Genomic DNA, 12,615 nt, shown 5'->3' with positions numbered 1-12,615 from the left:
GGATGATGGTGCCAGTAGACCTTGGTCGGGATCTCCCATGACATCGACAGGAAGCCCGCGATCTCGCGCCGTAGATGGACGATAAGTTGCTGCGGGATGCAGATCACCCCGGCGCGGGTCGCGCCGGTAAGGATCTGGAACAGCAGCGGAGCCGATGATGAACCGGGGCCGTAACGCAGCGCTGAACCACAGGACGACCCGCGCGCCCCTTCGTTGACGACTTCCGTGGGCCGTATTCCGGCGCGATGCTGCCGCAGTCGTCTACGAGGCGAGCCTATTTGGTCCGGTCGGTACGGTCGGTCCGCCTCGAAAGAGCGGAATCACTTATCGCCGGAGGGTCGCAGGCCGTAGCTGCCGAAGGATCTCATCGCGTCGTCGATCTCCTCCCGCGAGAGCAGGACCGGCCCGCCGATCAGCAGAGCGTGATAGAACTGCTTGGCGATCGTCTCCAATTCCACCGCGAGCCACAGCGCCCTGTCGAGATCGGCGCCGACCGCGATCATCCCGTGATTGGCCAGAAGGCATCCCGTCCGCCCTTCGAGCGCCTTCAAAGTCGCTTCGGACAGTTCCTTCGTCCCGTAGGTAGCATAGTCGGCGACCCGGATGTCCATGCCGCCGAACGCCGCGATCATGTAGTGGCAGGCGGGGATCGGCTTGCGGGCGATGGCGAGCACCGTGGCGTAGGTCGAATGGGTGTGGACGATGCCACCGACATCCGGCCGCGCCTTCATGATATCGAGATGGAAGCGCCATTCCGTGGACGGCTTCAGCGGCCCCTCACAGGCGCCGTAGTCGCCCTCGATGGGCATCGATGCGATCATCTCGGGCGTCATCGTGTCGTACGGGGTGGCCGAGGGCGTGATCAGCATCCGGTCACCGGACCGGGCCGAGATGTTGCCGGAGGTGCCCTGGTTGAGGCCGCTGTCGTTCATCCAGCGCGCCTTTTCCACGAGCGCCTTGCGCAGCGCGGATTCGGTCTTGTCGGCCATGCCCTTCACTCCTCCTGAAGTCGACGGATTCACGTCAGCGCCCCCGGCGCAGGCCGCAAGCGGCACCAATCGCCGGCGGCCTCGCGCGTCCGAGGGCGACGCGGCGGCTCGATCGTCGCGGTGGTTGCACGAGCCCCGGCAACGTGGTGGGAACAGATACCACGCAGCGACAGCCGGAGGCGGATCGATGGCAGAAGGCGACGAGCCGCTTCGGCGCATCCGGGGCGGCCGGACCGTCGAGGACAACGTGCTGGAGGCGGCCTGGCTCTACTACAACGAGGAGCGAAACCAGAACGAGATCGCCGAGCGGCTGGGCGTGTCGCGGGCGACGGTGGTGAACTACCTGCAGCAGGCGCGCGACCAGGGGCTCGTCGAGCTCCGCCTCAATCAGGCGATGTTCAACCGGCAGAAGCTGGCGACGAGCCTGCGCGACCGCTTCGGCCTCGCCGACGCCCTCGTCGTCCCGGGGCCGGTCTACTCGCAGGCCGCCGTCGCGCTGGCCGCCGCGCGATACGTGCCGGACCTCGTCGAGCGTGGCGACATCGTCGGCATCGCCTGGGGCCAGACGATCTTCGCGATGGCGGAGAAGATGCTGCCGCGCGCCGTCCCGGACCTGACGGTGGTGCAGATGGTCGGCTCGATGCCGACGCCGTACATCTTCACCGCCGAGAGCTGCTCGACCAACGTGGCGCTGAAGCTGTCGGGCCGGGCGGTCAACCTCTATGCCCCGGCCGCGCTGTCGAGCCCGGAGGCGGCGGCGGTCATGCGCGCCGAGCCGTTGATCCGCCGGCATTTCGAGCTGCTCGCACGGATGCGCAAGGCGATCTTCGCCGTCGGCTCGATGTCGCCCGACAGCCACGTCGTGGAGAGCGGCATCGCGACGCTGGACGATCTCGAGGCCTATGCCGCCCGGGGCGCCGTCGGCGTCGTCTGCGGCCGCTTCATCGACGCCGCCGGCCGCCACGTCGCCGGGCCGATCGACGAGCGGATGATCGGCATCACGCCTGACCGGCTGAGCGGTCTGTCCGCCGGGGTGCTCGTATCGTCCGGCCACGAACGCGTCGCCGCCATGCGCGGCGCCATGGTCGGCGGCTACGTCACCCATCTCGTCACCGACGAACCGACGGCCCAGGCGATCCTCAATCTGCCGCATTGAGATGGGCACCGCGACGCTCGGCGTCAGGCGCTCTTTCGCGCATATTCCGGGAACAACGCGGCGAGCCCCGCCTCGCTCGCCGTGCAGACGCCGCGCTCGGTGATCAGGCCGGTGACCAGGCGCGCCGGCGTGACGTCGAAGGCATAGTTCGAGACCGGCGTGCCGGCGGGGGCGATCCGCACCCGCTCGACCACGCCGTCGTCGTTGATGCCGATGACGTGGGAGACCTCCTCGCCGTTCCGCTGCTCGATCGGGATCTCGTCGACGCCGCTGCGGACCGTCCAGTCGATCGTCGAGGCCGGCAGCGCCGCGTAGAACGGTATGCCGTTGTCGCGTGCGGCGAGCGCCTTCAGATAGGTGCCGATCTTGTTGCAGACGTCGCCGAGCGCGGTCGTGCGGTCGGAGCCGACGATGCACAGGTCGACCATCCGGTGCTGCATCAGGTGGCCGCCGGCATTGTCGACGATCAGCGTATGCGGCACGCCGTGATTGGCGAGTTCCCAGGCGGTGAGGCTCGCACCCTGGTTCCTCGGGCGGGTCTCGTCGACGAACACGTGAACGGGAACGCCCTTCTCGAAGGCCTGGTAGATCGGCGACGTCGCCGTGCCCCAGTCGACGGTCGCCAGCCAGCCCGCATTGCAGTGGGTGAGGATGTTCACCGGCTCGCCGGCCGGCTTGCCCTTCGCCGCCGCCTCGATCAGCGCCAGCCCGTTCAGTCCGATCCGCCGGTTGGTCTCGACGTCCTCGTCGCAGATCTCCGCGGCAAAGGCCCAGGCCGCGTCGGCGCGCTCGGGCACCGGCAGCGGGCGCACCCGCCGGCGGACGGCGTCGAGCGCCCATCGCAGGTTGATCGCGGTCGGCCGGGTCGCATGAAGCATGTCATAGGCCCGGTCGAGGCCCGCATCCGAGGCGTCGACGCGCAGCGCGAAGGCCATCCCGTAGGCGGCGGTCGCGCCGATCAGCGGCGCCCCGCGCACCCACATGTCGGAAATCGCCGTCGCGGCCTCCTGGACCGAAGCCAGCGTAACGACCTTCAGCTCGTGCGGAAGCTTCGTCTGGTCGATGATCCCGACGCTCGCCCCGTCGGGCTCGGCCCAGATGGAGCGGAAATCGCGGTCGCCTATTCTCATGGAAGGTCCTTCTGGCGGCTGATCGCCCGCGCAAGGCTCGTGATGGCGGAAACGTCGGAAAGCCGGCCGCGGTTGACCAGGAGTTCGCGGCCCATGGCCAGCGCCCTGGCCTCGCAGGCAGCGCGGCGCGTCTCGTCGGCAATCGATTCCATGTCCTCGACATGGGCGAGGCCGACCAGCCGCCGGATCATCTTGGCGCCGGCGAACCCGGCCGTGTCGGCGAACAGCCCGTCGAGGAAGCGGGCGAGCGCGATCTCGGCGCCGAGCCCGTCGCCCTCGTCCTCGAAGACGCTGCGGGCAAACAGAATGCCGGTGCGTTCGGTGCGCCAGAGTTCGCGGAACCGGTCCGCGAAGATCGCCCAGACCGCCTCGACCGTCGCAAGCAGCCACTCGCCGTACTCGTCGCGCTCGCCGTCCGCGCCCTCGTGCCCCTCCTGCGAGAAATAGGCGAGCAGGAGGTTGGCGAGGAATGCGCCGATGTCGAAGCCCATCGGGCCGTAGAAGGCGAATTCCGGGTCGATGACGCGGGTGTCGTCCCCTGTCACCATGACCGAGCCGGTGTGCAGATCGCCGTGCAGCAGTGCCTCGGTCTTCGTCGTGAAGACCTGGAGCATTTCCTGCGCCGCGATCTTCACCGCCCGGTCGGCGCGCAGCGCCAGCGCCGCCTTGTCGAGCCCCGGCCGGGTCCAGCGGTTCAGCGGCGCGTCGAAATAGGCGTCGGTGAAGACGAGGTTCTCGGTGATCGCGCAGAGCGCGACATTGTTGGAGAACAGCGCGACATCCGCCTTCTTCCTCGCCGTCTCCAGGGAAAGGTCGGACGTGCGGAACAGCGTCTCGGCGAGGAAAGTGCCCATGTGCCCGGCGAGGCTCTCGAACCTTTTGCCGGCGATCAGCTCCTTCCTCAGGATCACGTGCGGGGTGAGATATTCCATCACCACCAGCGCATTTGTCGCGTCGAAGTGGAAGAGCTGCGGCAGGCGCTCCGGTCGGATCGCCGCCTGCCGCGTCAGCGCGTTCCACTCGAAGAAGGCGCGGCTGAGCGGCAGCGGCCAGGAATCGCCGACGAGGCGAACGTAGGGCAGCGCCTGCTTCACCACGACCGCGCCGGCGGGTCCCTCGACGATGAAGACGAGATTGAGATTGCCGTCGCCGACCTCACGCGCCGACAGGCCCGCAGACCCCTCCCCCAATCTCTCGGCCACCGCCGGCAGGCCCGCGACATGCGCTTTCACCGTTTCGACGTCGAACGGCCGGTAGCCGCCGGAATGCGCATCCTCCATCGTCACGATGACTGTCTCCCTGTCCTGTCGCGGCTCGCACCGTCCGTCGACGGTCGCATCGGCTGACCCTCACGCCGTCCGCGACGCGCGTCGAACATCCGCTAGGCTGCCGGGCCATTGGGCGAATGTCAATGTTTGTTGACTTTCGCCTAGTTTTCCATACGCTCTGTCGCCGGGAGGAACCATGAAGCATCCGGCCGAACCATCCGGGCGGGCGATGCTCGAACTGCGTCAGCTCGAGCGCTCGTTCGGCCCGAACCGCGTCCTGAAGGGCGTCGACCTCGGCGTGCGGGCGGGCGAGGTCGTGGTGCTGATGGGTGCCAACGGCGCCGGCAAGTCGACGCTGGTCAAGATCATCGCCGGTGTCCATCGGCCGGGCGGCGGCACGCTGACCCTGGCCGGCGTCCCTTATCGCCCGGAGCGGCCGATCGACGCCGTGCATGCCGGCCTCTCGGTCGTGCACCAGTCGATCAACGACGCCGTCGCGCCGGATCTCACGGTCGCTCAGAACCTGCTGCTGGACCGGCTGTGCTCCGGACGCGCCGGCGCCCTCTTCACCCGACGGAACGCGCGCCGGCAGGCTCGGGAGATCCAGGCGATCCTCGGCCTCGACCTGCCGCTCGACCGTCCCGTGCGGGACATTCCGCTCGCCGACCGCCAGCTGGTCGCGATCTGCCGGGCGCTGGCAGAGGATCCGAAGGTGCTGGTCCTCGACGAACCCACCTCCTCGCTCTCGCAGCGCGAGGCCGAGCGCCTGTTCGGGATCGTGGAGACCTTGCGGCGGCGCGGCGTCGCCATCCTCTACATCTCGCACCGCATGTCCGACATCCGGCGCCTGGCGGACCGGATCGTCACCTTGCGGGACGGGCGGATCACCGGAACGTTTTCGCCGCCGCTCGACTACGAAGGGGCGGTGGTCGCGATGCTCGGCGAGGCGGTCCAGCCGGCGGGCACCGCCGGCGGCGTCCAGGGCCCGGTCGTGATGTCGGTCGAGGACTGCCGGCTGAAGCCCTGGTCGCGGCCGTTTTCGTTCGCGCTTCATGCCGGCGAGGTGACGGCTCTGACCGGTCTCGTCGGCACCGGCAAGAGCGAGCTTGCCGAGATCCTGTTCGGCGTGCGCCGCCCGGTCGCCGGCCGCCTGGGGCTTCGCGGCGAGACCTATCGGCCGCAGAGCAGCGCGGACGCGATCCGGGCAGGCGTCTTCATGGCCGCCAAGGACCGCGCCACCAATTCGCTGATCCCGGCCTTCGACATCGCACGGAACCTCTCCCTGCCCTTCCTCGACCGCAGATCGCGCGCCGGCTTCGTCGACTTTGCCGAGGAGCGGCGGCGCGCCCGCCAGACCATCGCCGGCCTCGGCATCGTCTGCCGGGGCGAGACCGACCAGATGCCGATGCTGTCGGGCGGCAACCAGCAGAAGGTCGTGGTCGGGCGCTGGCTGTCGGAGCCCTGCGCGGTGCTGGTCCTCGACGAGCCCTTCCAGGGCGTCGACATCCGCGCCCGCACCGATATCGGCCGCCGGCTGCGCGACACGGCGGAGACCCGCGCGACGCTGGTGCTGGCGACCGAGCTGGACGAGGCGCTGGCGGTTGCCGACCGGATCCTCGTCATGTCCGACCACACGATCGTCGGCGATCACCGCACCGGCCCGACGCTCGACATGGCGCAGCTTCTCGCCGAGGTCGCCGGAAGCCCGTCGACCGCCGAAGCTCTGCCGGCGCCCTCCCGCGAAAGGACCGCCTGATGCCACTCGCCATGCGCGACCTCTCGATCCGCTACGGCTTCTTCGTGCTGTTGATCGCCCTCGCCATCTTCTTCTTCGTGGCACAGCCGGCCTTCCTGTCGCTGCGCTCGATGATCTTCGTCTTCCAGTCCGTCTCGATCACTGCCATTCTCGCGCTGGGCGTCACGGCGACGCTGGTGGTCGGGGGCTTCGACCTGTCGATCGGCTCGGTCGCCGCCTCCTCGATGATGGCCGCCTCCTACGCCATGGTGATCTGGGGCTGGGGCACGGCACCGACCGTTGCACTGTGCATCGGCTTCGGGCTGCTCGTCGGGCTGATCAACGGCCTGATCATCGTCTACGGCCGGGTGCCGGACCTCCTTGCGACGCTCGGCACGATGTTCCTGCTGCTTGGCCTGCAGCTCGTTCCGACCGCGGGGCGCTCCATCGCCAAGGGCATGCTCCTCCCCGACGGCTCGACCGCGACCGGCTCGTTCGACAAGTCCTTCCTGGCGCTCGGCCGTTCGCACCTCTTCCACATCCTGCCGATCTCGGTGATCGTCATGCTGGCGCTGGCGGCGATGATCTTCGTGTTCCTGGAATTTACCCGCTTCGGCCGCGTCATGTATGCGATCGGCTCGAACGAGCAGGCGAGCCGGCTCGCCGGCGCCCCGGTCAGCCGCTACAAGATCGGCGCCTACATGATCTCCGGCGGTTTCGCCGCCGTCGGCGGCATCCTGCTCGCCGCGCGGGTCGGGCGTGGCGACGTCTCCTCCGGCAACAATCTCCTGCTCGACGCGGTCGCGGCGGCGCTGATCGGCTTCGCCGTGCTGGGGGTCGCCAAGCCCAACGCGTTCGGAACGCTGATCGGCGCCCTCTTCGTCGGCATGCTCCTGCAGGGGCTGACGATGATGAACGCCCCCTACTACACGCAGGACGCGGTGAAGGGCGCGGTGCTGGTCCTGGCGCTGCTCTTCACCTTCTCGATGACGCGCCGGGCCGGCACCTGACGCGCTGCGCCCGGGCCGCCGCCCCGCGCCGCCACGACAGCTTCAATCGCGGCCGCCCCGGTGGAGGACCGGGCCGGTGGCATCATCTTGACGACAAGGGAGGACATGGCATGCAACAGACGACATGGACCCGGCGATCCCTCGCCAAGCTCGCGGCGGGGGCCGCGATGCTCCTCTGCCTGCCGGGGCTCGCCCTCGCGCAGGACCGGCCGAAGCCCTTCGACAAGCCGGATGGCGTGACGATCGCGCTGGTGCGCTACCTGTCGACCGGCGACTTCTTCCAGGCCTATCTCACCGGCGTGCAGAACCAGGCGAAGGCGCTCGGCATCAACCTGCGCGTCCTCGATTCGCGCCAGGATGCGGCGCTCCAGGCAGACATGGTCGACCAGGCCATCGCGCTCGGGGTGGACGGCATCATCGTCCAGCACGGCCTGACGGAGTCGATGAGCGAACCGGTCAAGCGCGCCGTTGCGGCCGGGATCAAGGTCGTCGCCTTCGACGTCAACGTGAACAATCCGAAGGTGCCGCAGATCGAGCAGAGCGACCGCGACCTCGCCCGCCTCGCCCTGGAACAGGCGGTCAAGGACAACGGCGACAGCTTCGAGGCGGCCTATGTCTACGTGCCTGGCATCGCCCCCCTGGACCGCCGCGACGAGACCTGGCGGAAGTTCAAGAAGCAGTATCCGGGCATCAAGCAGGATGCGCAGTTCGGAACGCTCGACAACCCGATCGCCAACTCCGTCGCCAACCAGGCGGCCGCCGTGCTGCGGGCCAATCCCGGCATCTCCGTGGTCTTCGCTCCCTATGACGAGTTCGCCAAAGGGGTGAAGATCGCGGTCGACGAGGCTGGGCTGACCGACGCCATCAAGATCTACAGCGCCGACATTTCGACGGCGGACATCCAGGCAATGCGCGAGGAGCCGAGCGCCTGGGTCGCCACCGCCGCCACGAATCCGCAGCTGATCGGCGAGGTTTCGGTGCGCGCGCTGGCGATGCTGCTCGCCGGCGAGGATCCCGGCCACAGCGTCGTGGTGCCGCCGACGCTGGTGACCCGCGACATGCTGATGACGAACGACATCAAGAACATGGACGAGTTGGCGAAGAAGCTGCCGCAATTCGCGAAGACCGACGTCGCGACGCCGAAATGGATGCCGGTTCCCTGAGAACACGGGAACGCGCCGGGCGCGACGCGGCCAGGTGGCATCCGGCCCGGCTTCACGCGCAGATCGAGCCGGCCGGCGGGCATTGCTGAAGCTTCGCCTGCCAGCGGTCGCCATCGTCAGGGACGGCGACCGCCGGTGGCCGGAGGGCCGCCGCGGGACGTCTCGCCGCGGCGAGGATCGCGAGCAAGACGTCGGGAAGCCCCGCCTGCGGAACGACCTCCACAAGATGATCTCCGCCAACTCCGCGCTCTGGCCGCTGCTTTCCTGAGGCCCTCGACAGGTTGACAGCGCCCCCAATTGATACGTACACGTATCATAATCTTGGCGGCGGAGGAGGCCGCCGGGCCGCCGCTCGAGTTCCGCCGGGGCTTGTGCGGTCGTCGCGCCGCCAGATCCGGAGGAGAAGATGTCGTCATTGAAAAGCCCCGCGCCGGAAGCCACCGCAGAGGAAGAACGGCAGCTCGAGCAGCTCTACGCCGACTTCGCAACCCATCATCTGATGCCGCTGTGGACGCAGACCAACGACCTGATGCCGTTCACGCCGAAGCCGAAGGCGGTCCCCCATGTCTGGCGCTGGGCGGATCTCTACCCGCTCGCGAAGCGCTCCGGCGACCTGGTCCCGGTCGGCCGCGGCGGCGAGCGGCGGGCGATCGGCCTCGCCAATCCCGGCCTTGGCGGCCACGCCTATGTCAGCCCGACGCTGTGGGCCGCGATCCAATATCTCGGGCCGCGGGAGACCGCACCGGAACACCGCCACTCGCAGAACGCCTTCCGCTTCGTCGTCGAGGGTGAAGGCGTCTGGACCGTCGTCAACGGCGATCCGGTGCGCATGAGCCGCGGCGACTTCCTGTTGACGCCCGGCTGGCATTTCCACGGCCACCAGAACGCCACCGATGCGCCGATGGCTTGGATCGACGGCCTCGACATTCCGTTCTCGCAGCAGATGGACGTCGGCTTTTTCGAATTCGGCTCCGAACGCGTCACCGACTATGCGACGCCCGCCTTCTCGCGCGGTGAGCGGCTCTGGTGCCATCCGGGCCTGCGTCCGCTGTCGGGACTTCAGGACACGGTCTCCTCCCCCATCGGCGCCTATCGCTGGGAGTTCACGGACCGCGCCCTGACCGAACAGCTCCTGCTCGAGGAGGAAGGCCAGCCGGCGACGGTCGAACAGGGCCATGCCGCGGTCCGCTACGTCAATCCGACGACCGGCGGCGACGTCATGCCGACGATCCGCGCCGAGTTCCACCGCCTGCGCGAGGGCACACAGACGCCCGGCCGCCGCGAGGTCGGCTCCTCGGTGTTCCAGGTCTTCGAAGGCAGGGGCCTGGTGACGCTCGACGGCACCGAGCATCGGCTGGAAAAGGGCGACATGTTCGTCGCGCCCTCGTGGTGCCACTGGTCGCTCGGCGCAGAAACGCAGTTCGACCTCTTTCGCTTCTCCGACGCGCCGATCATGGAACGCCTGCACTTTGCCCGCACGCATGTCGACGCCGGCGATCGCTGAGGCCGATGACGACGCTGGACGAAGCGCGGGCGGCCCTGCGGGAGCGCCAGGGAAGCGGCGCGCGCTACGACGCACCGGAGGCGCCCGCGGTCGAGCTCGGATGGGCCCGTCTCGGCACGGCCTATTTCGCGCGACTGTTGAACGACCTGCCCGACGCAGATCTCGCAGGGCCGAGCCTCGTGCCCGGCTGGACCCGGCGGCACGTCGTCGCCGACGTCGGATACCACGCGCGCGCGCTGACGCGGCTGACGGAATGGGCGGCGGACGGCGTTCCCCGGCCGATGTACGCCTCGCGCGCCGCGCAGAGAGAAGAGATCGCGTCCGGCGCGACGCTGCCTGCGAGAGCCTTACGCGGGCTCTTTCGCCATGCCGCCGTGCACCTCGACGTCGAATGGCGTGATCTCAACGGTCCCGCCTGGGACGCACCGCTCACCCTGCCGGACGGGCGCCGGATCACCGCCCGCGACACCGCCTGGTTGCGCGCCCGCAGGATCTGGCTTCGCGCCGTCGATCTCGGCACCGGCGGGTCGCTGCTGGACGCGCCGCGAGAGATGGTCGACCGGATGCTCGCTGAGGCCATCGCCGCCTGGGACGATGTCCCGGTGGCGCTGCAGCCGACCGACCGGCCGCCGGCGGCACCCCCGCGCCCCGGGAACGCCACGGTTTCCGGCCGGGCCGCCGACCTCGTCCGCTGGCTCGCCGGCCGGGGCGCGCACCGCCTGACATGCGATCGCCCCCTGCCCCGCCCGCCCATGCCCGATCTCACCGACAGCTGAAGGAAGACCGATGGCCACGCGCCTGTTCGAATCCCCCGCCTATCCGACCGTCCCTGCAGGACACGATGCCCTCTATCCCGTGCACCGCATCTTCTGCGTCGGGCGCAACTACGCGGACCATGCCGCAGAGATGGGCGTCGAGGTCGACCGCGAGGCGCCCTTCTACTTCCTCAAGGACGCGCAGAGCCTGGTGCCCTCCGGAGCGACGGTGCCCTATCCGCCCGGCACCGAGAACTACCACTACGAGATGGAACTGGTGATGGCGATCGGTGCCCCGGTCTTCCGCGCCACGGCAAGCGAGGCGGCGGCCGCGATCTGGGGCTATGGCTGCGGGCTCGACATGACCCGGCGCGACCTCCAGCTCGCCGCCCGCGCCAAGCAGCGCCCGTGGGATATCGGCAAGAATGTCGAGCAGTCGGCGGTGATGACCGCGCTCGTCCCGGCCGCCGAGTTCGGCGCGGTCGGACCGCAGCGCATCTGGCTGTCGGTCAACGACGCGGTCAAACAGGACGCGCACCTCTCCGACCTCGTCTGGTCGCCGGTCGAACTCGTCGCGCACCTGTCGCGCTACTACCACCTGGCGCCCGGCGACGTGATCTTCACCGGCACGCCGGCCGGTGTCGGGCCGGTGGGACCCGGCGACGCGATCCGCGGCGGGATCGACGGGCTCCCCGATATCGAACTGACGCTCGGGCCGGCAGAATGATCTTCCACGGCTATTTCCGCTCGTCGGCCGCCTGGCGCTGCCGGATCGCCTTCAATCTCAAGGGGATCGAGCCGCAGACGCGGTTCGTCCATCTGCGCAGGGAGGGCGGCGAGCAGAAGCGCCCGGCGTACCGCGCGCTGAACCCGCAGGGGCTGGTTCCCGCCTTGGAACTCGACGACGGGACGGTCCTGACGCAGTCGCTCGCGATCATCGAGTGGCTCGACGAGACCCATCCCGAGCCGCCGCTGCTGCCTGCCGATCCCGCCCGGCGGGCGCTCGTTCGGGCCTTCGCCGAAGCGGTCGCCTGCGACATCCATCCGCTGCAGAACCTGCGGGTCCTCAGCTATCTCCGCGAGGAGATCGGCCTGCCGCAGGAGAGCGTGGACGCCTGGTGCCGCCGCTGGCTGGGCGACGGGCTGGCGGCATGCGAGGCGCTGGCCCGCCGCCACGGAGGGGACACGCGCTTCACCTTCGGCGATGCGCCGAGCCTTGCCGACATCTGCCTGGTGCCGCAGATGGGTTCCGCCGATCGGTTCGGGGTCGACACCAGCGCGATGCCGCGCCTGCGCGAGATCACCGCCGCCTGCGCCGAACTCCCCGCCTTCGCGGACGCCGTGCCGGCGAGGCAACCGGACGCCGAGGCCTGACGCCCCGCCGGCAGGGATGAGTCTCGGGAGGTTCCGGCCCGTCCGGTCGCGGGCGCGCAGATCCGCTGGCCGGACGCCGTCTCTGCGTCACTCCCCGACCGCCTTGTTCAGCAGCGCCATCAGCTGCGCCAGCTCCGCCGGGTCGAGCCTCGCCGTCAGCCGGCTTTGCACCTCGTCGATGAGCGGCATGATCGATGCGAGCAGGTCTCGGCCGTCCTCGCTGACGAACAAGGCCCGGGAGCGCCGGTCGACGGTCGAGCGGTGCCGCTCGACCAGCTTCTTGCGGACGAGCCGGTTGATCACGTCGCCGGTGGTCACCCGATCGCAGGCGATCCGGCTCGCCAGAGTGCCCTGGTCGAGCCCCGGCGCATCCGCGATCTCGCGCAGGGCGGCGAACTGGACCGGCGTCACGTCGAGACCGTTCTCCGCCATCACCTGCGAGAAATGCGCCGTCGACACCTGGTTGAGGCGCCGCACCAGGAAGGCGGGATAGCGCTCTAGCCCGGACCGGCTCCTGTCCTCATCGCTCAA

At 69.3% G+C, this 12,615-nt stretch carries 12 protein-coding genes; 8 read left to right on the top strand and 4 right to left on the bottom strand.

The window, feature by feature from the left end; genetic code table 11:
- Nucleotides 1-320 precede the first annotated feature (320 nt).
- Nucleotides 321-989, bottom strand: a complete 669-nt coding sequence (locus AB5S17_RS10560; RefSeq protein ID WP_369239004.1) for a class II aldolase/adducin family protein — start codon at nucleotides 987-989, stop codon at nucleotides 321-323.
- Between the two features lie 187 nt (nucleotides 990-1,176).
- Here AB5S17_RS10560 and AB5S17_RS10555 point away from each other — a divergent pair, with 187 nt between their 5' ends.
- Nucleotides 1,177-2,145: a sugar-binding transcriptional regulator gene (locus AB5S17_RS10555; protein WP_369239002.1), complete on the top strand. Its 969-nt coding sequence runs from the start codon at nucleotides 1,177-1,179 to the stop codon at nucleotides 2,143-2,145.
- A gap of 23 nt (nucleotides 2,146-2,168) precedes the next feature.
- On the opposite strand, the gene mtnA is transcribed toward AB5S17_RS10555, so the two are convergent.
- Together mtnA and mtnK are read right to left on the bottom strand one after the other, a co-directional pair.
- Nucleotides 2,169-3,275 carry an S-methyl-5-thioribose-1-phosphate isomerase gene (gene mtnA / locus AB5S17_RS10550; RefSeq protein WP_369239000.1) on the bottom strand — a complete coding sequence of 369 codons (1,107 nt, stop codon included), beginning with the start codon at nucleotides 3,273-3,275 and terminating at the stop codon, nucleotides 2,169-2,171.
- Nucleotides 3,272-4,555 (bottom strand): S-methyl-5-thioribose kinase, encoded by a 1,284-nt coding sequence (gene mtnK, locus AB5S17_RS10545; protein WP_369239102.1) that lies wholly within the window; start codon nucleotides 4,553-4,555, stop codon nucleotides 3,272-3,274. Before mtnK ends, mtnA begins: the two co-directional genes overlap by 4 nt.
- A gap of 184 nt (nucleotides 4,556-4,739) precedes the next feature.
- On the opposite strand from mtnK, the gene AB5S17_RS10540 reads away from it, so the two are divergent.
- The 7 genes from AB5S17_RS10540 (at nucleotide 4,740) to maiA (ending at nucleotide 12,084) form a co-directional block, all read left to right on the top strand.
- Nucleotides 4,740-6,299 carry a sugar ABC transporter ATP-binding protein gene (locus AB5S17_RS10540; protein WP_369238998.1) on the top strand — a complete coding sequence of 520 codons (1,560 nt, stop codon included), beginning with the start codon at nucleotides 4,740-4,742 and terminating at the stop codon, nucleotides 6,297-6,299.
- Nucleotides 6,299-7,288 (top strand): ABC transporter permease, encoded by a 990-nt coding sequence (locus tag AB5S17_RS10535; protein WP_369238996.1) that lies wholly within the window; start codon nucleotides 6,299-6,301, stop codon nucleotides 7,286-7,288. Before AB5S17_RS10540 ends, AB5S17_RS10535 begins: the two co-directional genes overlap by 1 nt.
- Before the next feature lie 110 nt (nucleotides 7,289-7,398).
- The gene (locus AB5S17_RS10530) at nucleotides 7,399-8,451 is read left to right on the top strand and encodes a substrate-binding domain-containing protein (protein ID WP_369238994.1); all 1,053 of its coding nucleotides are present in this window, start codon (nucleotides 7,399-7,401) and stop codon (nucleotides 8,449-8,451) included.
- A gap of 406 nt (nucleotides 8,452-8,857) precedes the next feature.
- The gene (locus tag AB5S17_RS10525) at nucleotides 8,858-9,955 is read left to right on the top strand and encodes a cupin domain-containing protein (RefSeq protein WP_369238992.1); all 1,098 of its coding nucleotides are present in this window, start codon (nucleotides 8,858-8,860) and stop codon (nucleotides 9,953-9,955) included.
- 5 nt (nucleotides 9,956-9,960) lie between these two features.
- On the top strand, nucleotides 9,961-10,731 hold the full coding sequence (locus tag AB5S17_RS10520) for a maleylpyruvate isomerase N-terminal domain-containing protein (protein WP_369238990.1): 771 nt from the start codon (nucleotides 9,961-9,963) through the stop codon (nucleotides 10,729-10,731).
- 10 nt (nucleotides 10,732-10,741) lie between these two features.
- Complete coding sequence (locus AB5S17_RS10515) at nucleotides 10,742-11,437, top strand: fumarylacetoacetate hydrolase family protein (RefSeq protein ID WP_369238988.1); 696 nt, start codon at nucleotides 10,742-10,744, stop codon at nucleotides 11,435-11,437.
- Entirely contained in the window at nucleotides 11,434-12,084 is a 651-nt protein-coding gene (gene maiA / locus AB5S17_RS10510; RefSeq protein WP_369238986.1) for a maleylacetoacetate isomerase, read from the top strand. Before AB5S17_RS10515 ends, maiA begins: the two co-directional genes overlap by 4 nt.
- Before the next feature lie 87 nt (nucleotides 12,085-12,171).
- Here maiA and AB5S17_RS10505 read toward each other — a convergent pair whose 3' ends face one another.
- A complete protein-coding gene (locus tag AB5S17_RS10505) occupies nucleotides 12,172-12,615 on the bottom strand; it encodes a MarR family winged helix-turn-helix transcriptional regulator (RefSeq protein ID WP_369238984.1) in 444 nt (147 codons plus the stop codon).

The organism is Jiella sp. M17.18 (genome assembly GCF_041027365.1).
Classification (GTDB): Bacteria; Pseudomonadota; Alphaproteobacteria; order Rhizobiales; family Rhizobiaceae; genus VKMB-3413.
The sequence above is the reverse complement of the archived record's forward strand: the minus strand, read 5'-3'. Positions and strand labels throughout refer to the sequence as shown.